This is a genomic window from Pseudoalteromonas sp. SWYJZ19 (assembly GCF_015864375.1).
Lineage (GTDB): Bacteria > Pseudomonadota > Gammaproteobacteria > Enterobacterales > Alteromonadaceae > Pseudoalteromonas > Pseudoalteromonas arctica.
Map to the genome: position 1 here is coordinate 104,270 of NZ_JADYXI010000010.1, position 25,948 is coordinate 130,217.

The window sequence follows — 25,948 nt, forward strand, 5'->3', positions numbered from 1 at the left end:
GGGAAAAACGTCATGTTAACCGTAGGAACAATACTAACAAACCGCGTCCGTGTACTTTTACGTGATATTGACGAGGGCGGTGTTCAATGGCGTGACCCTGAGTTAATCCAATGGTTTAACGAAGCTTGTGCCGAGATTGCCCGTGTACGTCCTGAATCATGCAGCAGCACTGAAACCTTTAACTTAAGCGCGGGCTCTAAACAGAGTGTAGCGGCGCTTGGCGCATCGCGTGTGCTAGAAGTTGTTTGTAATATGGTGGGTGAAGATGAAGGTCGCTCAGTTCGTCGTGTCGAACGCGCTACACTGGATAACGAAGACCCTAACTGGATGGCCGCTACTAAAACGCTAACAGTCTTCCGCTACAGTGTAAGCCTTACTGACCCACGAACTTTCTATGTGTACCCACCTACAATTGGTGAGAATGGTTTAATGATGGTTATTGGCACTACGCCAGCAGAGGTTTTATCACTTGATGAACCGTTCCCATTACCTACGATGTACGCCGCTTGTGTAGCTAACTACATTTTGCATCGTGCGTTCGGTAAGTTCACTGAATCGGAAGGAATGCAGGCTCGCGCGCAAAGTTACTACAATGTGTTTACGGCTCAAATTGGTGACACACAAGCTAGCATGGAAAGCGACAATGGTGTGACACGTGATCCAATAGGGGCTCGTTAATGGCTAACGTCCAAGAATGGGTAGACAGTATCCGCATGGACGTTTCAGAGCCGTTAGACCCTACAGTGGCGCGACAGGTACGTTATGCCCTGCAAGAGTTTTTTAGGACTTCGGAAGTGTGGTTACATACCGAGCGCATTAAACTTGTAGAGGACACTGCGGCACTTCAAATGTTACCTGAGGAGACTTATGTAGCGTCAACGAAGTTCGCTTATTTCGAGCCTGAGGGTCGTAGTGACCGTTTTAAGCTTGTGAGTGAACTAGCTCACCGTATCAGTAAAACAAACCGTGTGGGGTCATTCTCGCACAGTGGTAACACTATCATTTTAGACGCGTTTGAAAAGGGTACGCTTGAGGTATCGGTTGTTGTGCAGCCCACCCGAAACATAGAAAGCGTACCCGACTCGTTAGCTGACAAATGGTTTGATGTTATAAGGCGCGGAGCTATTGCCCGTTTACTGTCGATGCCAGATGCTACTTGGGCTAACAGCCGAGCGGCCGCAACGTACGAAATGCACTTTCGCGAAGGTATCGACAAGGCTAAGCGTGAGGCACGTGATGACCGCAGTCGCCCGAAACGTTCGGTGCAGTTTAATACAGGATTTTCATGGTAAGTGATCCATTCAGTGTTGAAGACATAGCAAGGGTTTTCCCTACAATTAAGCCGTTCATTGAGCGGCTTTATCGTGAGTTCGGGGGCTACCCTGAGCATGAGGTGGAACGTCTGTTACTCGTTGGTGCAGCTACTTTACACTTAGTGGGGGAAGATGCGTTCCTAATTGCCCAATGGTCTGAGAATACGTGTCACGTTTTATGTGCGGCTTCGTTGAAAGGCCACCTTGATTCATGGCCTGATGTTATTAGTGCTACTACTAGCTATGTCAAACAGTTGGGGTGTAGTAAACTGACTTTCACCAGCCCAAGAGAAGGTTGGGGTCGCGTGGCAGCGCAAGTAGGTTTCCACGTTGAATCAAAGACGTATGCTATGGAGTTTTGAAATGTCTAGTCCAGATAAGCCCACCACCCCTGAGGGGGAGAAAATGCAGGTCAAGCTTGCAAGCAAGATGTTCGAGGAAGGAACAACCGTAAAAGAGGGGTCGCGTGATGCGTTCATGGCCTCAAACCGCCGTGACGAGCGTTCTAACCTTATGTCCCGCGTTGGTGCAGAGTCCGCCAGCATTAGTCGTACACGCCTTAATAAATCACGCTCAGGTGGCGAGTTCAAGACTGTTGATGGTGGCGTTGATGTGCAGTCTACTGGCATTTCTGCAACGGGCAAAGGCGGGCGTTCTTATGGCACTGAGGGCGATATTGTTCGTCAAGATACCTCAAGCACAGCGCGCGTGGCACGTAGCATGGCAGCAGTGGGTCAGCAACGTTCGTTAAGTGATTTCACGGACTCTAATAAGAAGACACAAGCATTCCTAGATATCGGCGTGGCGGCGACTTCGGCCTATGCCCGTTCGGATGGTTTCGATGAGAAAAACAAAGAGGAAATCGGTGGTGAGGTGTCAATTTTCAGCCCGCTATCTGCCTCAAACTATGACGAGATGGGGAGAACTACATAATGCCTACTGTAAAGCAGACGACGACTAGTGGGGCTATTACGCCATCTAATTCGCAAACTGTTGCGCTCGCCAAACAAGAGAAAACATATGGTCCGGGCAAAATTGGAATGGTGCAACGAGCCGCCGACGCAAAGCTTGATGAAAAGTCGTATGAAGACTCGCTTGAGGATATGTACCGCCAGCAAGTCCTTGACTATGAGCAGAACACATTGCCCGTTGTTGATGACCTTGTAGACGAGTCGAAAAGTACGTCAATCGTTGATACGTCACGCAAGCTAAGCGATGGCCTAGGCGAGAAGACGGCGAATACTGTTGATCGCCAATTGGGTTACAGCATGAGCGGCCAACTAGCATCGCAAAGTAGCGCAATGGATCGGACACAAACAAGAGGTGTTGCGACAGCTCGAAGCGCTGTTATGACCCAAGCGCATGAAGACCAACGCGTTAAACAACAAGCAGCCCGTACACAGCTAATGAGTATTGGTGAGCAGTTGCAAGCGACGGGCACGGCCTCTATGTCACAAGCATACCAAGCTAAGCAGCAACGTGACGCAGCGTATAAATCTGCTAAAGGTGGATTTATGACACAGGTTGGCGCAGTGGCAGGCGGCGTTATTGGTGGCTTTGTAGGTGGGCCTATGGGTGCAGCTGCGGGTGCTTCTCTTGGTGGTGCGGCAGGCGGCGCTATCAGTAACTAATAAGGAATGATCATGGCAGGATATGGCATGCACGATGGCACAGCCATCATTAATGCAATTGGGCAGTACGCGGATTACACCGAGCGTCAGAAAGATAAGACGTACGCGCGTAACCGACAAGCAAAATTAGATGAAGAACGTTCGTCACGACAAGCTATTGCTGACAACCGTTCGGAAACGTTGTTCAACAGACAGACGGACGAGTACGACAACAAGGTAGCTGAGCGTGACCAATCTAAGCAGGCGCGTCAGTCTTATGTAGACAGTATATCGGGTGATATTGATGCGCAGGAACAGGCCGCAATTCAGCGCAACCAGCGTTTGTCTCGCTCTGTTAGCCGCAGTGGTGACGAAATTACCCCTGTAGACAATGGCGATGGCACGACTTCATTTGGTGTTCTAAAAGATAATGGGGAACAAACGCAGCTAACGTCAAACCCAAACGATGACAAGAGTAAGCCGCTTCGTGCCAAGAACGAAGACTTACCGCGCCTACAGGAACATGCACAGCGCAGTATTGATATTGCTGAAAAGAATGGCGTTGAACCTGAAAACCATTCGGCCTATATCCGTGCAGGCTTTACCTCAGATGAAAATGGCAACATTCGTGAAGCCAGTGAATCGGAGTTTATGTCTAACCTTAAGTCTCATGGACTGTTGAAAGGTAAGCAGACTTCACCTGACAGTGATGTGCCTATCAATGCGGGCGAAGGTGCGCCAACTGTTAAGCCTGAGGGCGATGGTTCTGTAACAGCTAGCGACTTGGCGAACCCGATAGGTTTCGTGCAGCGTAAGATGGCAGAGAGTGTGTTTGTTGGCCTCGAACAGATGTATAACAAAGGCGCAGCGGGTGCTAGAAAAATCATGGAAGCGGGTAACTGGTTGTCTGATGGCGCTAAGGAACGTGGCTTTGGTGATACGGTTAAGAAGACGGCCAACCAATTCGTTATGGGCAAAAATGCTAAAGCTAGTATCGAGAAAAAGGGCGAGGTTAAGATACTCCCTAGCAATAAAGTAGAAACGCCTGAGGGTGTCGATGATCTTGTGGACACCAAAGAAACGGTAGAGAGCATGGGTTCACCACCGCTTAAGGCCAGAGCAGAGCTTAAGCCTGTGTTGCAGTCCGATGATGCTGAAACGCGTATGCAAGCCATTCATGAAAAGTATGCAACTCGCCGTAAACGTGCTGCTGTTGTGGGTGAGCTTTACCTTACTAATAACATTGACGAAGGTCAGATGCGTAACTACATGGAAACGGGCGATATGCGTGTGTCTAAGATGGAATTGGACAAGCATAATGTGGCACTTGATGTGGCAGAGGCCAGAGGTCAAGCGGCCGTAGCAACAGCCGAAGCAAAACGCTTTGATGCCCAGCGCAAGTATGTTGACTTAGCGGGTAAGAATTATAAAAGCGATGTTAAGCGCCGAAATGATGCGTTGAAGTTCCTACAGGATGAAGGTTCTAATATTGCTGATTGGTATAGTGGTCGAATGGGGCTTAAAGGACAACAAGCTGCGGGTGTTCGTGGCCGTGTTAAAGCGTTGGCAACAAGCCTTATGGGTAGCGAAACGTTCAGCATTGACCAGATGAAAGACCCTAAGTTCGGCGCTATGTTCAATGAGGGTGTTCGTTCGTTCTTGGCAAATAAAGGAGAGGACAACAACCTGTCTGCTGAGACTGTTCTACCATTTATCAATACAGCATTGGGTAAGTTCAAGCCAAACGCGGCACAGACGATTTTAGGCGCGTCTAAGAACTCAGGCCGTTCGCTTCGTGAGGTGCGTAATGCGTATGATAAAAAGCTAATGAGATATTCAGATGCCGCAAAGGAAAAGGGCTTAGACTGGAATGAAGAACGTCAAAAACTGTTTGATACAGGTTTTACTTCCGACAACCTTTAGTAGTAATACTGTTAAAGTAACCAAGTAGTAGTGTGATAAAATCCCTAACAGTTAAATGTTAGGGATTTTTTGTATGAACGAAGACGAGTTAATGGCTAGGTTACTTGAACCAAATGATGGTGATAGAGCATTGGCAGAACAACAGGCCAATACAGATAAACGCGATATTGAGCTGCGCGATGGCGACAGTGGCGGCATTGGTGGCGAAAAAGATGCACGTGCTAAAGGCTTTAACAGCGTTGAACGTGAGCATGATTGGCGTAGCGACTCAAATATTAATGCGGGGCTAGAACAAGAATTGTCGCAGAGCATTATTGACGATGGCGGCTACGTAGATGCTGGCGGTGAACGCGGGGCATATGGGCGTAAAATCTCTACGTTTCGTGACAAGAACGGCCTAGACGTTGCGGGTGATTTAGTACGTTCGGGGGCGGCAATGCCAACTCAAGATGCTGATTCTATGCAAGCGTCACTAACAGGTATTACGCGTCGCGCACTCGGTTACGAGTCTACCAGCAACACAGATATGAACGCTGTAGGCCAAGAGCTTCGCGACACAAACGATGAGTTTACATCATGGATGGGCGGTGAGTTCCAACCCAAAATACGTGACCGCCGTGGTACGTTTAGCCGTGCATTTGATCGCGGAACGGATGAAACTAAAGCCGCATTAGGTGGCGCGCTAAACTATATCGGTGAATCACTTGGCAATGACGAGTGGAAAGAAGAAGGTGAGCTTGTTGCATTTGAACATGGCGTAGCATCCTCCGCTAACAAGCGTCAATTCGAGTCAGTCGATAAGGTTCAAGGCTTTGGCGATGCAGTAGATTATGTTGTTGAAACATTGGGCGAGGCTGCTCCTGGTCTTATTGTTGATGCGATAGCAACTGCGGGTACTGTTGCAGTCGGCGCGGCTACAGGCGGTACGGGTGCTGTTGTTGGTGCAGGCCTAATGGGTGCAATGCGCGCTACGGCAACGCGTTCGTTAATGAAGGGTGTTAAGGCTGGATTGTACGCGGGGCCTGCTGTATCTGGTTTTGCTCAGGCAGCGGGGGCGATGGAAAATCGTCTTGATGCTTCGGGTAATGAAGACCACGGCAGCTCTACATTGGCCTCAGGCCTTGTGGGTGCGGCGACTAATGCGCTTCCATTTATTGCTGTTATGAGCAAATCACTTAGAGCCACAGGAATGTCAGAGGCAGCGGCGCAACCTGTCCTTGATGCATTGGCTAAACCATCGGTTGCAAAGCGCTTAAAAGACGTTATGAATACCGCCGCATTGGGTGCAGGCATCGAAGGTGCTACCTCCACAGCGCAAGTAGTGATTGATGAAGTTATTGCAACCGAAATGGGCGGCACTGATTGGAATCTTGAAACACGCGATATTGTTGAAGCGGGCATTCGAGCTGTTATTGGTGGTGGTGCTGTCGGTGGTATCGCATCGAGCTTGGGTAACTCTGTTGGTTACATGCGTGACTACAACGAAGCTAGACGCGGTGCTGATGCTGAGGGCGAAGCTGTTGATGCTCACGGCTGGAAAGATGACACCGTAGAAGAATCTGAAAACGAAGCGCCTGCATACGATGGTTCTGAATCGTTAGAACTGAATGTTGAACGTGTTGCAAAGCGTAAGCCTAAGGCGCGTAAAACTGCTGCGGGTGATGATGCCGATGTTGATGCGGGTGTTGTAGGCCAAGGGCAATTTGACTCTATGACCTCTCGCGATGTGCCGAATCTTAAGACTGAACGCTACGATGAATTACGTAAGATGCTTGAGCCTGAGGGCAAACCGCTTGATGAGAAACAGGTAGGGGCACTCGTTGACTCGGGAACACTTACGGATGAAGAACTGGCGAGCTATTCAGCCGATTCTCATTACGGTTCTAAAACACCGTTGTCGGGTGGTTATGACAAGGCCAAAGGGGATGCAGCCCTTGCTAATGTGTTCCGTAAAGTCGTTAGTATGTCACGCGAAGGTAAGCTTAAACTGACTGACGAACAACGCGAAAAGCTAACAATGGCCGAAGATGTGGGCACAGATGTTGCGCTTAAAGGGGCGTTGGGTGCTATCAATCCTGAGTTCAATAACATTGTCTACCGAAACGCTAACAAGTTCGATGGCCGTGCGATGTTCCGTGACTACTCCAAGGTTAAGTCTGCCCGCATCAAAAATAGCGAGCGCATCAAAAAAGAGTCCAAAGTAGAGAAAAACATTGATAACGCACCAACGGTTAAAGTTCCTAAAGGCAAAGCGCCGACGACTAAAGAGAAGAACGTACCAGATAGCACGCCTACTTGGATTAAAGAAGGTCGCAAGCCAAGCAAAGAAGAACTAGACGAGTCGATGACTATGTTGTCAGATGTTAAGGACAAGCTGGCTATTCGTATTCGTGGTGTGATCCAAAGTAAGGGCAAAGATACACAGGCCGCTAAAGATATATTCGATACACAGTTAGCCACTACCCGTAAGCAGCTTAACGAGGTCGGTCAACACTATGAACTTGAGCGTACTAGCTCACTCGAAGCTGACAAACTTTCATTGTTGACTAAGATTGCGGACAGTAGTGAAAACGGCACAACAGCTAAAACAGAAGTTAAGGCCAAAGCCAAACCAGCCCCTACGACTGTTGTTGGTAAGCTTGATTATCTTAAGCGAGAGTTGGGAACGCGTACGGCCAGTGATGGCGATATGGGTAAACTGTTGGAAGCTGAAAAGCAGTTCAACAAGAATGCTAAAGACAATGACGCGTTAGACCCGAGTAAACTTACACCGGTTGTGCGTAGCTTATTGGGCAAACGTGACAGCTTTAAAGACAAACCAGATGACCTTAAGAAAGTCGATGCATTACAAGCGCGTGTTGACAAGTTCGAGTTCAACGAAGCCTATAAGAAAACCGTCAATAAGATGTACGAGGACACTGCTGCAGATAGGTCGCGCCGTGAACTTGGCGACAGGAACGACCAACAACTAGCGTATGCTGAACGTGGTGAAGATGGCGCGGAACGTAGCATTGGCGATGTTCAAAGCACGATTGACACCACATCAAACGACCTAGAAGTTGCGGCAAACTATACTCGTAGAACCTCTGCGGCGGTTGATGCTTACCAGCTACTTCGCAAAGTGCCTGGTCTAAACGCAAGTGGCTTAGTCAAGTTCATGCGGGAGTCGGTTAAACCTAACGAACGTGAGCTATTGCTAGGAAATCGTTTACCTAAACGCAGAAGCGCAAACTCCAAGGCCATTGATAACCAGAACTCAAACAAGACTAACCAGTTCGCTAAAGGTTCAGAGAAGCCGCCAGCCTTTACATTCGGTGAGCAAGAGAAGCGCCCTGACTCTAAGCATGTGTCAGAGGGTACGATTAAAAAGCTTAAGGAATACTTGGAGAATGACGACCTATCTGCATTCGGTACTCTACTATCAAAAATTGGCATACTTCCGAAAGATAGCGGCATAGGCCAGTTAGCTAAGGCCAGCCCCGAAGAACGATTAATATCTAGTGTTCGTAGCTCATTTGCCAGTAATAAGCGTGTGCGTAATGCCCGTGACGAGGCGGGTCAAAACCGTAGTGACCGTGGCGTGATGGCACGTGATAACGAAAGTGGTAAGGTAATCCGCGTTGATGTTGATGCGGTTACGCGCTGGGCTATGCGTGAAGATGATGTTGATTTTAACGACTCGTCGGGCAAAGACCTTAACTTTATCAATGGGCTTTCAAACTCTGTGCTTAGCGGTATTTCAGCATTGGCCGATTTAAGACTGCCTGATGGCCGACCTGTATTCAGCTTTGATATGAACACAATTCCCGACGATTCCGTTGTTTACCGTATGAATGGCGACAAGCTTGCGTCGGTAACTATGGGTGCAATACGCGCTAACGTTTACCACAAAGGCCGTAAGTACAACAAAAAAGTTGATGTTGTTCGTGCGCCTCATGTTGACCGTGCTGTTAGGCCATTGCTTCGTAAGATTGGGTTAAAACTGTCGGATGCCCCAGAGCTTAAGACCGTTATCGCTACCGCAGAACACGCGGTAAAAGTGGGTGACTTGCTGCCCAAAGAGTTGGTTTCGTTGGTGTCGGGTATTGAGGGCAATATGCGCAAGACTCGCACACTGTCTGACCTTATGCCTGAGGATATTGGCAATGTGTACCGCGATGAAGTCTCTTACGATGATGTGCATACACTGGTTCAGCGCTCAATTGATGAAGGCAAAATCTCAGAAGAACGAGGCGATGACATACTTCGTGATGCGCGTTCGGGCGTGTTCGATAAAGACTACGAGCAAGCGGCTAAAGATGGTGGTGAGCTTACGATCAAATCAGAACGTGTAGACAATGAAATCGCTAACCGTGATGAAATATCGGAAGTCGCTAACACTCGTGGCGCAATCCGCAAAACACGTAAAACTGAAAACCTTAGCGGCAAAAAGGAAACGGCTACCCGTGAGGCACTAACTGAGAATGCAGCCAAAGCTCGCGAAGACTTTGAACTTGCCAAAAAGAGCAAGGGCGATGATATGGTTGCCGAAGTAGAGCGCGCCAGAGTGGAGCATACCGAAGCAAGACGCGCCATGAAGCGATCACTTGTTGACGCAATACGCCGTGATGATGTTAAAGGCCACAGTAAAGCGGCCATTCGTAACGCGCATGGTGATTTAGATAATGCACCAAGCGACCTGTTACATGCAGTAGGTAGTCAAGAACGTAACAACTCACGCAAGCCATTCGTTAATAAAGGCGACTTCGGTGATGCGTCAGATGTGCACCGCGATATGGTACAGGCCAAGCACCGATTAGAGCGCCTTAAGGGTATTAAAGCGGTGGCTGATGCGTCAAAAGAGGGGGTCGATGTTAAGGCCGCTATCCTGTCCGAAGCACAAAGACGTATGGAAATAGCGGAACTGGCACTCAAAAGCCACAAGGACAATGATGTTGGTGTGGGCACTGATATTAGCAAAGGCCGTAAGATACAGCTTAATCGTAAGCTGATGAAAGTTGTTAAACGTAACCGTGGCCTAGCGAAGAAATCCATGTTTCGCTTGTTAGAAATGACACGTACGCGCCTTGAACGCATCCATCCTGACGCAGCACTACGCGCAGATAAGTTTACGGCCATTCAGCGAAACGCTACAGAGTATTACGCCTCAAGAATAGGCAAAGATGTTGGCAACAACAAAGCCATTCAGAAAGGCTATGAGGACACCATACGCAAGGTTAATAGCCCTGAACGTACTAAGTACGAGGCATTCCTTAAAGACCTGAATGAATACACCCGTAAAAGCGACAAATCGTTTGAGTCAGTAAGTTCTAAGGTGCATTTAGACACACACGTTATTGAGCGTAATAGAGAGGGCTTTTTGTCTATCCTCCGCGAAGGTAATGTAAAGAATCCTGAATCGCTCTTAGAGTCTATTTTAGAGGGTCGCGGCTACCCTGAGTTTGCTATTCGCCCAGAGCTGTCGAACCCGCCAAGAGCAGGCCGTAAGGTACTCGACCCACTTTACGATAAGCTGAAAGAGGGTAAGTTCGTTGACACCGATGCGCCGCGCCACTTGTTACGTCTAGTTAATTCGGCTACAAGCTGGGCAGCATGGAACAAAACGCATGGCTCAATGGTAGATGGGAAATGGGATTCTAATGGCGAGTTTAACCGTATTCAGAGTGAAGTACATACGGGCAACCGCCACGAGTTCTCTAAACTTTACCAAGGTGTTACAGGCCGATTAGGTATGAGTATGTCACCTAAGTTACGCGCCCTTAACTCTGCGGCACTTGGTTTCCAAGCGGCTACAGTTCTGTGGTTCACTGGCCTAGCGAGTATCCCTGAGGTTGCGGCAACTTACGCACGTATGCGTGGTGATACCGATGGAATGCTCAAGGATGCTAAAAGCGTACTGACAAGCGTAGGCCGTGAGCAAATGTACAAGGTGGCACGTGATTACGACATTATAACCAATGACGCTATCGAGCATTCGCTACAAGAAATGTACAACATGAATGACCTATCGACAGGCCGTGTGTCGCAGAAGATACAAGGCACTGTGTTCAGGCTGAATGGTCAGAATTATGTAACTAAGATGACACGCGCCATTGCAACGAAAGCGGCTGAACGCTACATGATACGTGCCGTTGAAGAAGGGTCGAGCGGTGTTGCCCGTTTGAAAGAGCTAGGCGTTACTGCTAAAGATGTTACGGAGTTCAAGGATAAAGCCGACCTGAATACGCCAGCGGGTAAACGCTATCGTGATGCTGTTCACCAATTTGTGAATGAGGCTGTTACGAATCCGCGTGCTACTCAGCTCCCATTAGTGGCGAATGACCCACGTTTCCTGCTTGTCACCACACTTAAGAAGTTCTTCTATGGCTTCTACGATAACGTGCACAAGTCATTAGCAAAAGGCTTCAAGGACAAGGACAGCAGTGTCAATCCTATGATGGCTGTTGCTGTAACCGCTGCGGTTGCCGTGCCTCTTGCGTTGGTTGCAGAGACTATCCGTGAACAGATTCGATACCCGTTTGGTCGTCCTAAATGGCAGGGCGAACGTAACATAGGGGATTGGGGCGGCGCTGTCTTTGCGGCTACTGGACTTCTCGGTCCTGCGACAATGGCAGAGTCAATATATGCGGGCACTACATATGGTAATCACCCCGTTGTGGCGGCAGCAGGGCCGAGTGCCCAATTCGCTGTGGACGTTGCTACGCTTGAAATGCAGCCGAGCCGTATTGTCCCGCTTGCTAACCAAATCCCTTGGCTTGCGCAACCAATCAATGAGGGGGTCAAGAATTTGATTAAATAAAGTAGTAATACTGTTACAATGCCCTAATAGTAATACTAATAGGGCATTATCGTGGCAGAACCAAAAACAAAACATTTCGCAGCTAGCGAACTACGATGCACGTGCGACATTTGTAAGGGTGAAATACCTAATGAATGTGACCCGTTTGCACTCAGTATGCTGCAAAAAATACGTGAAGATGTAGGCGCATTGGGCTTGTCTAGTGCGTTCCGATGCGCGCAGCACCCAGACGAAGCTCGAAAGGCTAAGCCTGGTCAACATTTTAATGGCGTGGCATTCGACATTCGCGTGGGATGGGGTGTTAAACGTATGCGTATTGTTGCGCTTGCACTTAAGCTTGGCGCTAAGGGCTTCGGCTTTGGCAACTCCTTTCTACATATTGATTGGCGCTTGTCGGCTGAACCAGTGTCGTGGACGTATAGCTAATGAAAATCCTCTTCAATGCGTTCTTGGGCACTGCACCAAAGTTTGATGATGAACAAGTGCCCGACGGTTACGCTACCGTATCGCATAATACTAAATCTGAGCGGGGCATTCTTGAGCCGTGGGCAATGCCTGTGTCGCTTGGGCAGTATGGCCGCAGCAATGCTAAGTCTATGTTCAAGTACCGCAATGAATGGTTCTCTTGGCCGCAAGTTACATACGCGGTTAAAGCGCCTCTTAAGAATGATGCGTACGACTTTGTTGTTATAGCTTCAAAAGATACTGACCCACAAGTCGCATACAACTTGGACGCAGAAGAAGGGGGAGGGCCATACCCAGCGGCCTCTTATCCGCTCAATGTTCCAGTGCCTTTATCTATTGTCGGAGTGACAACGGGTGATGCTGAAAAGTGGGTATCAGAAGCGGTGGCGAATGGTGATGGCGGTGAAGAAATGCCGCCTGACTTTGAAGAAGGAACGGACAGCAATGGCGATGGAATCATTGGCGTTCGTCCTTTCACTGACCCTGAGGTTAGCGAGTATGACCTGTCAGAAGTTGTATACGCTATTTGTTATGTTGATGCGTGGGGCAGATTAAGTGCGCTGTCTGCCCCGACCGATTTAGTGACTATCCGTGAGTGGGAATATATAAACACAACAGCGGTTACGCTTACGTTGCCAGATGTTCCAGACTCTTTACTTTCGGCTGATCCACTTCGCAAGACAACAGCTAAAACCCGTATCTACCGAACCAACTTGGGCACATCGGGCAAGAGTGTGTTCCAGTTCGTTGCTGAAATTCCTAGCACACAGTTAACGTATGTGGATAGCGCTTACAGTGGCGACTTACTTGATGCCCCTATCAACGAGGATTGGGTGGGCGCACCTGACACCAATACTGCGCTTTTCCCTAGTGGCGCAATGGAAAAGATTGCAGTCATGGGCGCGGATATACTTGTCGGCCATAACAAACGAATCTTATGTTTTGCAGAGCCAGAAGCTTTCTACGCGTGGCCTGTGAAGTATTACAAAGTGTTCCAAGAAGACATTGTGACTATCCAACCATCGGGTTCAAACCTTGTTGTGTTAACTACGGGCGTTCCCTACATAATTCAAGGCGTTCACCCTGAGTCAATGGACGCGGCTAGACTTGCTGATCCAGTTCCTTGCTCAAGTCCACACGGCTCGACTGAGGTGGCGGGGGCTGTTTACTTCGCGAGTGAGGTCGGCCTATTCCGTATTGAAAGCTATTCAATGGCTAACGTTAGCACGGGCTTTATCGAGTCTGACGAATGGCGCGCGCTTGACCCATCTACCATGCGATTAGCGAACTCAGATAACAAGGTGTTTGTTCATTGCCCAACGGTCGGCAAAACGTTTGTGTTTGATGCGATTGATCCAAATGCGGGCATACGAACCGTTGACATCAGCGCTGAATCATTCGTTGAGCTTGAGGAAACAAACGACCTTGCTTACATCGACACTGATAGCCGAGAGCTTATGTTGTTCGATTCTAGTAGCGATGCTGTTATGCCTGTCGAGTGGACTTCAAAAACGTATGTGTTCAATGACCCAACGTGTTTCAACATTGCAAAAGTACGTGCGAACCAATACCCCGTGCGTCTTCGTGTTGAGTATGACCATGCACTTACAGGCGAGATTGTTAGCTACACGAAAGAGGTTGCTAGTCCTACGTTCTTCTACTTGCCATTCAATAGCCGTGCGTTCAGATGGCGTGTGGGTGTTGATCCAATTAGCCAAGCTGTCCCGCTAGAAATACGTGATATTCAATTAGCCCAAGCGCCAGAGGAACTTGTATGAGCCGTGCTTTACCCCCTGTTCCGCGCGACGCATCCCGCTCTGTCCAACAGTTCCTTTCGGCGCTGCGTGAAACTGTACAGATTCAAGCGGGCATGGGGCGTGGCAACTCTTTAGATAAAGCGGTTACGTTCCGTGACTTTAAACAGGCTGTTGGCACAGTGGATATGCGCCAGCTAATGACCAAGACTGAATCGGGTGTCGTCACAGCATTCAATGACCCTCGACCTAGCATACCGACTAATGTTGAAGTGTTCGGCATGTTCAACATGGTAGGCCTCGAATGGGATAGGCCTAGTGCTTCGTGGTATGCGTTCACAGAGGTTTATCGTGTAGACCTAGCAAATGCTATTGATGATACGCCTGTGTTCGCTGACGCGGTGTTTGTTGGCTCGTCATCGACAGGCTTTTACTCAGATATGGTAGAACCTTCTAAATCGTTCATCTATTGGGTTCGACATGTTAACCGTGATTACGTAACAGGCGATGTGCATTCACCTGAGGGCACAAAAGGCACTACGTCCGATACCCCTGAACAGGTATTGATTAATTACAGCAATGAGATTGCACAGGGCGAAAACTTCAAATGGTTGCGCAGTGACTTAAGTGTGTTGGACACCCTAAACAGATCGCTTCAAGGCACTGGCCTAGGTGACTCGAATCTGTCGGCATTGCTAGGCGATAGCGCGTCAGTTAGCGATATGTTGGCCGAACAAGCGCTCAGTGGTGCAATTTCAAAACATGTGCAAAGTGAGACTATTCAGCAACAATTCGCCAAGAACTATGCTCGCCTATCGGGGGGCATTCATGCAGCGGTAAATGCAGACGAAGCCTATGTTCTTCGTATCCAAGAGCTTGAATCTAAGTGGGAAAACGACCTAGGCAAATCAATATCGGCAAAGATTACTGAGTTCGATACCGTACTGTCCAGTAGCACGGGCGGCATTGCACAGTCTCTACGCAACTTCACTGTTGATTACAACGGTACGAACGTAACGCTAGACCAACTTGCAACGGCCTCCGCTTCTGAGGGCAACAAGTACAACGCGCAATGGGGCGTTAAAACTAAGGTTGGCGACCTACAAGGCGGTGTGGGGTTCTTGAACGATGGGAACAAGACTAGCTTCGTCGTTGATGCTCAGTCATTTACGGTAACGGGCGGTGGGTCAAAGCTATTCCCGTTCATCATTAAAGATGGCAAAACGATAATCGACAAAGCATTTATTCAAGATGCTGAGATATATAATCTGTTGGCAGCGAACATCACCGCAGAGCGCGTAAAAGTTGGCCTGTCGTTTAGCTCGCCTAAGATTAAGGGTGGCTCAATCGAAGGTGCTAGCCTAAGTATCGGTAGCCGATTTAGCGTAACGCAAGAAGGTGTAATGCGCGCTAAAGACGGGTTCTTTGAGGGCAACTTGGCTGCGACAAATGGCTACATGAAGAACGTCCGCATTGATGAGTCTTGCACCATTGAAGGGACGTTGAAAGCCAAGAACATCGAGGGCGATATTGTAGACCGTACAGTTGTTGTTATCCAAGATGATTTCACAGTACATAGAAACGAGAAGTTCGCCCTTATCTCAGGAAAAGTGTCGCCCGGTGTAATAGGTGCTGAAAGTGATCGGGTTCTTGTTGTAAGCGGCATAGCACTTGACCATCAAGGCGGTGGCGGTTCATCAAGTAACTTTGACGTATACCTGTTGCTCGATGGCTCAGTAGTCCAAAAATTCCATTCACATAACGCGAACGAAGAAGGTTCGGTAACGGTTCAGCTGGGCTGCAATATTCCTGCAAGTACCGCAGAACATACGTTCGCCGTTGTTCTTGTTCCAGACGTAAACGACAACATTCTAGTCCAGCAGTCAGCGATTGTTGCGGACGTATTCAAATCGGGTAACACGTTCAATAGCGTGAAAGGCCTTTACATGTATGAGGTAGATTTTCTATGAGCACTAGCAGATGGTACAGAACGGGTGTTATCACAATGACGAAAGACAGCGATGTGGTAAAGGGTGTTGGGACGTATTGGAAATCAGCGGCAAATAGACCTGTTGAGGGCGATATGTTTTCACTCGATAACCGTGTCTACGAAGTGACCGAAGTCATTGATGATTCTACAATTCGTATTGATAGACCGTACAACTTAATTACTAAATCGAACATGTTGTATGGTATTATGCGCAGTGTGTCAGCAACCACAAACACTCGACTTGCAGCACAAGTCAGTGACACATTAGAGAAGCTAGGGAATCGAGTCACCGTTTCCACCACTGCGCCGAGTGCGGGGCAGGGTAAAGATGGTGACATTTGGATTGTCGCAGCTCCCTAATGGAAATCTTCAATGTCGGCTATAAAAGTAAATGGGACTTGGCAACAAGTCGCATCGGTAAAAGTTAAGAGAAACGCGGTATGGGTTGACCATACGGCGTTTTATTCTAGGTTAGAGGGTGCTTGGCACGTAATCGACCTGAATGCAGAGGCCGTAGGCCCCGCTTACCATGTGTGGAAAGCCTACGCTGATGATGAACAAGGTAACGGCATAAGCCTATTGCCAGAGGGCAAAGAATATATAGGCTTTGCAGTAGGCCAAACTACTGAACAACCCAAACTAGCTGACCCAAGTATTTTCGATTGGTCGCTAATCAAAGGTACTGACGGTGAAGACGTTGATCCAGAAGTCCTCAATGAAATACTCACCAAACAAGATGACATTGCCGTTGCGGTCGATGATGTAGAGTCACGCCTTAAGGCCGCAGATGGTGGCTTAGCCTCGGCACTTGCGACTGCGGAACACAACTTCACTGTATCGCTAAATAAGGCTAATGCCCTTATTGTAACTACTGACGAGCGCATTACAGATGGCGTATCTCGCATTGATACGGCTGTCGAAGGGCTGGACGCAACTATTAAGTCTACGGACACTCGTCTTACGTCTAATATTGCATTGGCTGATTCTAAAATTGCATCGGCTGCTACCGCAATCGGTAACGTTCAGAACGACATTACAGGTCTTTCATCATTAACGGGTTCGCACGGTTCGGCTATCACTGACCTTGAGACGACTACGGATGAACAAGCCCAACGTGTAAGCGTTCTTGAGACTAGCGATGGTGTGAGCAAAGCACGTGTTACTACGCTTGAAAAAACCAGCGTAGGCCATGCATCGCGTTTATCTAATGTTGAAACCAAATCAACTACCGCAGTAGATAAAGCAGATGCCGCGCAAGGCTCAGCAAACGCAGCAAATACGAGAGTGACAACTATAGCGAACAGTGTCACAGGCCTTGAAGAAACTAGCGAAGGTCATGCATCACGTTTAACTAATGTTGAAACCAAATCAACGAGCGCAGTCACTAAAGCAGATGCCGCACAAGGCTCAGCAAATGCGGCGAACACTAAGGTAGCAACCGTAACGAGTCGTGTCACAGGTCTTGAAGAAACCAGCACAGGCCATGCGTCACGTTTAACTAACGTTGAAACCAAATCAACGAGTGCCGTTACTAAAGCAGATGCCGCTCAGTCCACGGCAGATAGTGGTGTATTTAAGGCCGATACGGCACAAGGCACAGCGAACTCAGCTACAGCAAAAGTATCGTCAGTAACGAATCGTGTGGGTACGCTTGAAGAAACTAGCACAGGCCATGCGTCACGTTTAACTAATGTTGAGACCACATCGACTACCGCAGAGTCTAAAGCAGATGATGCTCAAGATGCGGCAGACTTGGCACAGGCCACGGCTGATAGTGGTGTTCTAGACGCTGGTGCTGCGCAGGGTACAGCCAACGCGGCGACTACTAAAGTAACCTCTGTAACGAATCGTGTTGGAACGCTTGAAGAAACCAGCACAGGTCATGCGTCACGTTTAACCAATGTGGAAACCACGGCAACGACGGCAACCACCAAAGCAGATGATGCGCAGGACACGGCGGATAGTGGTGTTAGTAAAGCGAACGCGGCACAAGGCACAGCTAACTTAGGTGTTAGTAAAGCAAATACGGCACAAGCCAAAGCTAACTCGGTTGATACGAAGGTTACGACTGTAACGAATCGTGTCGGAACACTTGAAGAAACTAGCACAGGCCATGCGTCACGTTTAACTAATGTTGAGACCAAATCAACTAGCGCAGTTACTAAAGCGGGTGACGCACAGGACACAGCAGATAGTGGTGTTAGTAAAGCGAATGCGGCACAGGCCAAAGCCAATGCGGCAACCACTATCGCAACAGCAGCTACGAACCGTGTATCTACGTTAGAAGAAACCAGCGAAGGTCATGCGTCCCGTTTATCTACAGTAGAAACCACAGCAATTACAGCGGTTACTAAGGCTGATGATGCACAAGACACAGCGGATTCGGGTGTCGGTAAAGCAGCGGCGGCTCAGTCTACTGCGAACAGTGGTGTCAGCAAAGCGAATGCTGCACAGGCAAAAGCTAATTCGGCAACGACTAAAGTAACGGCAGTAACGAATCGTGTTGGAACGCTTGAAGAAACTAGCACAGGTCATGCGTCACGTTTAACTAATGTTGAAACGACGGCAACCACTGCAACCACTAAAGCAGATGATGCACAAGACACGGCAGACAGCGGCGTGGGTAAAGCGAATGCAGCACAGGCCAAAGCGAACTCGGCTGATGGTAAAGTAAATACAGTCACGAACCGTGTCTCATCGCTTGAAGAAACGAGCGAAGACTACGCAACACGTTTCACTAGTGTTGAAACCACTTCGGAGAGTGGCGTAAGTAAAGCAAATGTGGCGCAAAGTACCGCTAACAGTGGTGTGAGTAAGGCAAATGCAGCACAAGTTACAGCAAACAGTGGTGTTTCTAAAGCGAACGCAGCTAAAGGCCTAGCAGATGAGGCGCAAGACACTGCGGACAGTGGTGTAAGTAAAGCAAATGCAGCGCAGGCCAAAGCAAACTCGGCTGATAGTAAAGTAAATAAAGTCACGAACCGTGTTGGTACTCTTGAAGAAACTAGCACAGGCCATGCATCACGTTTAAGCACTGTAGAAACGAAAGCGACTACTGGTGTTAGTAAAGCAAATACGGCGCAAAGCACAGCAAACAGTGGTGTAAGCAAAGCGAATGCAGCACAGGACACAGCGGACAGTGGCGTAAGTAAAGCTAACGCAGCACAGGCCAAAGCAAACTCGGCTGATAGTAAAGTAAATACAGTCACGAATCGTGTTGGTACGCTTGAGTCAACAAGCACAACGCATGCATCACGTTTAAGCACTGTAGAAACGAAAGCGACTATGGGTGTCAGTAAAGCCGACGCCGCACAGCTTAAGGCGGATTATGTAGGGCGCACCGTAAGCAATGTTGACCAAAAAACTAACCTACTCAAAATGGAACAGTGGATTCCACAAGTTGATGGTCAGCTAGCGGGCTTCCCACGCAATGGGTCATCCACAGAGAGCAAACGTATAAGCGGTATCGGACCTTATGGCTCAACGGTATTATGGAAAAGTGTAAGTGCTGGCGATGATGGATCAAATGGCGGTTGGACTGACGCTTCGTTCCCAGCAGATAGAACCAAGACCTACCGTTTCGTTACTTGGTATATGCGTGATCCAAATGCGCCTAAGGGTGTGGGCTCAACGTACCTTGGCACAAATACGTGTCTAAGTCTTAGTGGTAAAACGAACTCTAATCCGTACTTTAAAAGCTTTAGGACATCTAGCCTTGACTCGTGGGGCATTAAGCAGGGCGAATGGTACTGCATCATCGGTCACATGCACTTCGAGGGATACACGGGAGGCGTAGACAGTTCAACGGGTGTCTATAATGAACGTGGCGAGAAGGTAGCGGGGGCAACCGATTACAAGTTCTACCCAACGGCGACGTCTATCCGACATAGAGCATATTACTACTATGAAACGGTTAAGGGCGCTACGCAGTTCTTCGCTGAACCACGACTCGAAATAGTTGATGGCACGGAACTCCCACTGTCAGAGCTACTTACTACTGTGCGTTCTACGGCACTTAAAGTTGAAGACAAGGTAACAGCAGCAAGTAATCGTGTTTCAACGCTTGAGGAAACCAGCACAGGCCATGCGTCACGTTTATCTACCGTAGAGACGAAAGCGACTACGGGTGTTAGTAAAGCAAATGCGGCACAAAGCACAGCAAATAGTGGTGTCAGTAAAGCGAATGCGGCACAAAACACGGCGAATGCTGCAAACACTAAGGTTACTGCGGTAACGAACCGTGTATCAACTCTTGAAAGCACAAGCTCAACTCATGCGTCACGTTTAAGCACTGTAGAAACGAAAGCGACTACTGGTGTCAGTAAAGCAAATGCGGCACAAAGCACAGCAAATAGTGGTGTCAGTAAAGCGAACACTGCACAAAGTAAGGCTAACACCGCAACGACTAAAGCGGACACGGCACAGGACGCGGCAGAAGCTGCACAGGGCACAGCTAATACAGCAAAAACAAATGCTACTTCGGTATCGAATCGTGTGTCTACATTGGAAAGTACCAGCACAACACACGCGTCACGTTTAAGCACTGTTGAAACGAAAGCGACTAGTGGTGTCAGCAAAGCAAATACAGCACAAAGCACAGCAAATAGTGGTGTTAGTAAGGCAACAGCCGCGCAGAACACAGCTAACTCAGGTGTCAGCAAAGCAAATACAGCACAAAGCACCGCAAATACCGGTGTATCGAATGCAGCTAAGGCGCAGGCCAAAGCGAACTCGGCTGACAGTAAAGTTAATGCCGCAACTAATCGTGTGTCTACTCTCGAAACATCTGATTTGGACAAAGCGCGCCGCATATCAACGGTCGAAAGCATTGCGGCCAAGTCGTCAGAATACACGCTTAATTCAGCTAACAATGTTGTCCCAGATGTCCACTCAGCCTTGGATAGTAGCGCGGATTCGGGTGCTGCGAACCTTAAAGCAGGGTTTAGAGTTACGGGTTCTCGCGATGGTTTCTCCCGTGAGTTCTTTCAAGTTAACCCAGACCGTAGTTATGAGATCCGTGTACGTGCCCGCCAAGCGGTAAACTCGTCTGATAACTCAAATCGTTTGTATGCGGGTGTTGCGCCTTATGATGCAAACAAAAAAGAAGTCGCTCGCCCTAGTGGTGGAGCTGGAACGTACCTTTACGCCGCAGCATCACCTAAGATATTACCGACCGATGGAACATGGCGCGAATACTCGGCCATAATGACGGGCGTTGGCATGAGTTCACGAAACTTTCGTGAGGGTACGCGCTATGTGCGCCTTATGTTCATCGCTTCTCATATTGGCAAAGGCTCACCTGTAGTAGATATTGAATACTTAGAAATCCGTGATGTTACAGAGGTTAATGCCGTTGACAGTCGCGTAAGTGTTATCGAAACAGCGTCAAATGCTAATGCTAGTCGTATTGAATCAGTGAATGCTAGCCAAGGTAAGGCCGTTGCTTCGGCCAAAGATATAGCCCGTGCATACACAGATACCAAAACGAATGTCCTCAAGGCCGAGCGTGTAATCAAAGCAGATGCTAACGGTAAAGTATCGGGTGTTCATTTACTGTCTAAAGGCAGTGGTGTGGACGCGGGTGGTAAGCTTTACTTCCAAGCGGATGAAATTGCTATCGTGCCGCCTAACTGGAATGGTAGTAGCGAATTGGACAAGTCTAAGTTCCCGTTCTACTTCTCAGAAGACCGTAACTACATGTACCTTGACGAAGCCGTTATTCGTCAATTATCAGCAGAAACAATCGACAGTGGGCGTTTAGCGGTTGATGGTATTGCTATACTTTCGGACGACATTACTATGCCGCCTGGTGCAATCCGCGAACACATGATTGACCCTGCGTTTAAAGATGGCATAGTACGTGTTAGCCCTGATGGTGTCGTACTAGGGGGCACACAATCTGTTACTTCAAAGGGTGTTGGGTTTAACAAGAAAATCTCAGTTCCCGCTCTTAAGTCGGGTGGTAGCGCCCAAAAGATGAACTTTAGTGTTAGTGGCCCTAATGAAGCAGGCCTTAAAGACGTAGCATTTGATGTGACAATGAAGCTAAACGGCGCGGCGCATAACTTTACAGTAGGTAAAGCCACAATTCGTCTGTCAGCTAACATCAATTACTCAACAGAGGAAGGTGGTCACAGACTTTACCGCACATCGTTCAACTTCTCGGAACAAGTTATCTTACCCGCGCCGACTAAAGGATTAGAGTACACGTACGAGTTCACCATCTCGAACATTACGTTTAATCCTAAAAGTGTTGTCTCTTACAATTATGCTGACAAGCTGTTTTTTGCTGTTAGTGTTTCAGAACCAACGGTATCAAGTGGTGGGTTCATAACAGACGTTCGCTGGAAAGATGTAAAAGAGCAGCCAAGCTATTTGGGTATCGACACATCGGGCAGTTCTTCATACCCGCGCATGTTTCCTGCTAACAATCCTGCTAGCTCAAATAGTTGGGTGCGTACAACTAGTGCGGGCTTACTGCCGTATGCTAATAACAAAAGTAACTTGGGCACAATTTCGTGGAAGTTTAAAGAAGTCCACTCAGTTAACTTTTATGAAAATGGCGTATCGCTAGGCAGCAAGTATCTAGGCAAAACGACCACAGCGGTTAATGCTGACAAGCTAGATAATATTAACTCGTCACAATTCCTTAGAAGTGACAAGGGCGGGAGGGTAGAAGGTCAGTTGACCATTAGGCACACTAACGTTCAACTAAACCTAATGGATTCCACGTTCGAGGATAACTACTGGCAGTTTGACCATCAAAACGGCATTTTGGGATTCCGATACAATGGTGGTGAAATAGCTTTTCAACTCAATAAAGGGGGAACAGCAGCGTTCACGCATGAGGTCTCTGCACCTTCCTTTTCAGAGGGCGGCACTAAGCTGTCGTCAAAGTATCTAGGCAAAACGGCTACAGCGACAAATGCTGTAAGCGCTTCAAATGCTGACAAGCTATCTGGCAAATTGGCTTCGTCAACGGGAACAGCTAATTCGATTGCATTACGTAACTCAAGTGGTGACACGTTTAGTCGGTTGTTCAGGTCTACGTACCAAAATGAAAGCTCTATTGGTGGCGCGATAGCATTCAGGAATAGTACGAGTGACAACTACATCCGCTTTTGCTCTAACATGAGTGCTGTCCGTGCGTTTGTTGATGTTTACTCTAAGGGTGAAGGTAATGCTCGTTATGCCGCAATAGGCCACACGCATGATGGCCGTTACTACACCGAAGCAGAGGCAGACTCGCGTTTCGTTAATTCTGTTAACGGAACTGCGACGGGAACGCTTAAAACAAAAGCAATCAATGCGGAGTCTACGCTGAGCAATCCATTCAGATGGCAGCGTTCTTCTAACTCTCAAGTTGGGCAAGACGATAATGTGTCTGTTTACCTTGATGACTCAAATATCTACTTCACGCATAACAATGATGATGATGGAGACGCGTCAGGCTATCACTTTAGATTTATGTCGGGGGGCAACGCGGTCTCACTACTGAGCTTTTATTCAGGTGGCATTACCTATAGAGGCAATGCTATTTGGCACTCTGCAAATGATGGCAGTGGTTCGGGTCTTGATGCAGATAAGCTAGATGGATTACACGCCAGTTCATTCTCGCGTAGTGACCACGGACACACAGGCCTTAGCTCAAATGCGTGGGGTGGTATCACTTCAAGAACTGCGGGAGGGGTTATAGAATTTGGCCCCGCAAATGGATCATACGCGCACATATACACTGACCGTCCATCGTTCTACTTCAACAAAGAGCTAACTGTTAACGGCAGCCAAGTTTACCACACTGGCAATAAACCTAGTCCTGCGGCGATTGGCGCATTAGCGCTTACGGGCGGGCTTATTACAGGTGATTTAAGCGTAAAAGCTACTACACACTTCGTCGCACCTAATGGTTCTAAGCAACGTGTTGACACTCGTAATGAAGGCATAGAGGGGCGCGCCCACTGGTACGGCCTAGATAGCTCGGGGGGAACTCGTAGGTTCATGCAAGCTTGGTATGATGGTTCTTCATATGTGAATGTTGATGTGGTTGGCAAAACCGTTCTATTCGGTGGTGCGGTTGATGTTCAAGGCGGGTTAAAACAGGATGGTCATACTATTCTGAATGGCAGTGACACATGGATTAGAACTGAGGGCGAACACGGCATCTACTTTAGTTCTTTCGGTGGCGGCCTCTACATGACCGACGCAACATGGGTTCGCACCTACGCAGGTAAGTCCTTCTTCTCGTCAAGCACTAACACGTTGGAATCAATCAAAACGGATGGTGGTATCCGATTCAAGCACCAGCTTTATAGCACTAATCCAACGGGCGAGGGGGGCATCGTTGGTTACTATGCAACATTGGGCTCTAGCAAGGATCAAATGATATGGACTATCGGATCTGACTGGCGTACTCACGCTAAACATTATGGGCTTGGCTACCACTACGGTAGTGAAATAGACGGTGGTAATAAACACCAACTCGTTCTCAAGCAAAATGGCGTTATTGGTACTTACTTAGCGATGAATGGGCATGCCCGTTTTAACGGGGTCGTGAATGCTAAAGCTACTACGGGTGTCATCTCAAGGGTTATTACGTACGATGACTTCCTCCCATCTACGCCGCCTGCTGGGCTTGAAAACACTATCACGGCTAGCTGGATTGGTGCGGGCGCTATCAACGCAAGACACCTACAGGTTAATAGCCTAGTAAACAATGGTGGTTCATACACTAGCCTTAAAATCGCCCCTGATGCTGTGCGCCCTATAGCTTTATCTAGGACTGACTCAGCAGGCAAGGAAATATCGCCAATATTCTATGTGGATACAAAGGGTAACGGTTTCTTTGATGGTAAATTATCTAAAAACACGGTTGATATTGAGTCCATCCAAGATGAGGCTCGTAGACAGATAAACCCGTATTACGTGGGTACTGTGGCAGGTGGTACGCAAAGTGGTACTGATAAATCCTTGAACTCGGGGGGTACTTACGTACTGCCCGCTATAACAGTTCTAGGTGGAAAGGTTAATCTCTCATGGGTTGTAAGTGGCTCAACGAGTTACCGTAACGGATCAGGAAAACAAGCCTACTCGACACCTAACTGGCGCATAGAGGTTTTCCGAGGTACAACTTCCAATACTCGAATCGTTAACCGTACCTACACAGGCACATCTTTTCAGCATCTAGACAACGAGTATGGCTCACCTAGTTATGGTCGTTGGGAAGGAAGTTCTTCTATACATATTGATGACCAAATCAGTGATAACTATGCAGCAAGTGGTCAGAGGTACACCATACGTGTAACTCGCCTTAGTGGTACTTCGATGGCTATTTTGGTACGTAGCTTCACGGGTAGTTCGCCTGCGTTCAAGCGTATTGAAATGAAGTACGATTACACATCGCTTTACTACAACGCTGCGGGTCTTGCGAATGGTAACATTACGCTGGCTGACGACTACGACAAATACGAGTTCTTGGCCGTTGAAGGTTCAGAAGATAATGACGATGTTATGGGTATTACTTTGATCCCTACGTACACGATAACAGCCGACGTAGGTAAATTTGATGATAAGCAATTCATGCTATCTAGCCCGCTTTACGATAAATACTGGCGTGTGTCGCTGCAAGGTAAGCGTAGTCTTATCGAGCGCGGCGAAAACAGCCTTATCCGTCGTATATGGGGCGTGAACATTGTGGAGAAAGTATAATGATTGTTAATCATGCCCCGAAGACCGAAGAAGTGTTTGATAAGGCGTATGTCGATATTGCAACGTGTAGGTCAGTTCAAGTGTGGCCTGTGCCAGAAGACTTAGAAAATTGGTACGAAATAGATTTCGACCCGACGTTCAAGTACATGGGTAAAATCTATGACCCAAACACTGGCACGTGGGGGGCTGTTGTGCCAACCATTGAGGTGCATAACGCTAAGATGGTCAAGGCTCGTCAAAAGGATTATGCCCAAACTGATAAGCTGTTCATGGAGTGGCAGTTTGACCAGACTGATGAAGCTAAAGGCAACTGGCTAGAGGCCGTTGCACGCGTAAAAATGGACTTTCCTTTTAAATAGGTTTAACAGTGTTACTACTATTTTAGTTAG

13 protein-coding genes are annotated in these 25,948 nt (G+C 48.1%); all 13 read left to right on the plus strand.

The features are described from left to right. Positions 1-12: 12 nt before the first annotated feature. The 13 genes from I6F45_RS11705 to I6F45_RS11765 all read left to right on the plus strand — a co-directional run bounded on the left by I6F45_RS11705 (position 13) and on the right by I6F45_RS11765 (position 25,918). Positions 13-678, plus strand: coding sequence for a phage adaptor protein (locus tag I6F45_RS11705; protein ID WP_165735031.1), 666 nt, complete (start codon positions 13-15; stop codon positions 676-678). Next, complete coding sequence (locus I6F45_RS11710; RefSeq protein ID WP_165735030.1) at positions 678-1,292, plus strand: hypothetical protein; 615 nt, start codon at positions 678-680, stop codon at positions 1,290-1,292. The genes I6F45_RS11705 and I6F45_RS11710 overlap by 1 nt, the downstream gene beginning before the upstream one ends. A 101-nt stretch (positions 1,293-1,393) precedes the next feature. Continuing rightward, positions 1,394-1,675 carry a hypothetical protein gene (locus I6F45_RS11715; RefSeq protein ID WP_197160589.1) on the plus strand — a complete coding sequence of 94 codons (282 nt, stop codon included), beginning with the start codon at positions 1,394-1,396 and terminating at the stop codon, positions 1,673-1,675. Between the two features lies 1 nt (position 1,676). Continuing rightward, on the plus strand, positions 1,677-2,246 hold the full coding sequence (locus tag I6F45_RS11720) for a hypothetical protein (protein ID WP_197160590.1): 570 nt from the start codon (positions 1,677-1,679) through the stop codon (positions 2,244-2,246). After that, positions 2,246-2,944, plus strand: a complete 699-nt coding sequence (locus I6F45_RS11725; protein ID WP_165735027.1) for a hypothetical protein — start codon at positions 2,246-2,248, stop codon at positions 2,942-2,944. The genes I6F45_RS11720 and I6F45_RS11725 overlap by 1 nt, the downstream gene beginning before the upstream one ends. A 12-nt stretch (positions 2,945-2,956) precedes the next feature. Next, positions 2,957-4,846: a hypothetical protein gene (locus tag I6F45_RS11730; protein WP_197160591.1), complete on the plus strand. Its 1,890-nt coding sequence runs from the start codon at positions 2,957-2,959 to the stop codon at positions 4,844-4,846. A 73-nt stretch (positions 4,847-4,919) separates the two neighbouring features. Next, a complete protein-coding gene (locus I6F45_RS11735; RefSeq protein ID WP_197160592.1) occupies positions 4,920-11,645 on the plus strand; it encodes a hypothetical protein in 6,726 nt (2,241 codons plus the stop codon). Between the two features lie 51 nt (positions 11,646-11,696). Beyond that, positions 11,697-12,071, plus strand: coding sequence for a D-Ala-D-Ala carboxypeptidase family metallohydrolase (locus I6F45_RS11740; protein WP_165735024.1), 375 nt, complete (start codon positions 11,697-11,699; stop codon positions 12,069-12,071). Further along, positions 12,071-13,888 (plus strand): hypothetical protein, encoded by a 1,818-nt coding sequence (locus I6F45_RS11745; RefSeq protein ID WP_197160593.1) that lies wholly within the window; start codon positions 12,071-12,073, stop codon positions 13,886-13,888. The genes I6F45_RS11740 and I6F45_RS11745 overlap by 1 nt, the downstream gene beginning before the upstream one ends. A 92-nt stretch (positions 13,889-13,980) precedes the next feature. Beyond that, positions 13,981-15,834, plus strand: coding sequence for a phage tail tip fiber protein (locus I6F45_RS11750; protein ID WP_197160595.1), 1,854 nt, complete (start codon positions 13,981-13,983; stop codon positions 15,832-15,834). After that, a complete protein-coding gene (locus tag I6F45_RS11755; protein WP_165735021.1) occupies positions 15,831-16,214 on the plus strand; it encodes a hypothetical protein in 384 nt (127 codons plus the stop codon). Before I6F45_RS11750 ends, I6F45_RS11755 begins: the two co-directional genes overlap by 4 nt. Positions 16,215-16,226: 12 nt before the next feature. Beyond that, the gene (locus tag I6F45_RS11760; protein WP_197160597.1) at positions 16,227-25,559 is read left to right on the plus strand and encodes a hypothetical protein; all 9,333 of its coding nucleotides are present in this window, start codon (positions 16,227-16,229) and stop codon (positions 25,557-25,559) included. Further along, entirely contained in the window at positions 25,559-25,918 is a 360-nt protein-coding gene (locus I6F45_RS11765) for a hypothetical protein (protein ID WP_197160599.1), read from the plus strand. The genes I6F45_RS11760 and I6F45_RS11765 overlap by 1 nt, the downstream gene beginning before the upstream one ends. Positions 25,919-25,948: the final 30 nt, after the last annotated feature.

Coding starts and splice junctions, on each gene's coding strand:
- I6F45_RS11705 (WP_165735031.1), top strand. CDS start 13: ATGTTAACCGTAGGAACAATACTAACAAACCGCGTCCGTGTACTTTTA.
- I6F45_RS11710 (WP_165735030.1), top strand. CDS start 678: ATGGCTAACGTCCAAGAATGGGTAGACAGTATCCGCATGGACGTTTCA.
- I6F45_RS11720 (WP_197160590.1), top strand. CDS start 1,677: ATGTCTAGTCCAGATAAGCCCACCACCCCTGAGGGGGAGAAAATGCAG.
- I6F45_RS11725 (WP_165735027.1), top strand. CDS start 2,246: ATGCCTACTGTAAAGCAGACGACGACTAGTGGGGCTATTACGCCATCT.
- I6F45_RS11730 (WP_197160591.1), top strand. CDS start 2,957: ATGGCAGGATATGGCATGCACGATGGCACAGCCATCATTAATGCAATT.
- I6F45_RS11735 (WP_197160592.1), top strand. CDS start 4,920: ATGAACGAAGACGAGTTAATGGCTAGGTTACTTGAACCAAATGATGGT.
- I6F45_RS11745 (WP_197160593.1), top strand. CDS start 12,071: ATGAAAATCCTCTTCAATGCGTTCTTGGGCACTGCACCAAAGTTTGAT.
- I6F45_RS11750 (WP_197160595.1), top strand. CDS start 13,981: ATGGGGCGTGGCAACTCTTTAGATAAAGCGGTTACGTTCCGTGACTTT.
- I6F45_RS11755 (WP_165735021.1), top strand. CDS start 15,831: ATGAGCACTAGCAGATGGTACAGAACGGGTGTTATCACAATGACGAAA.
- I6F45_RS11760 (WP_197160597.1), top strand. CDS start 16,227: ATGTCGGCTATAAAAGTAAATGGGACTTGGCAACAAGTCGCATCGGTA.
- I6F45_RS11765 (WP_197160599.1), top strand. CDS start 25,559: ATGATTGTTAATCATGCCCCGAAGACCGAAGAAGTGTTTGATAAGGCG.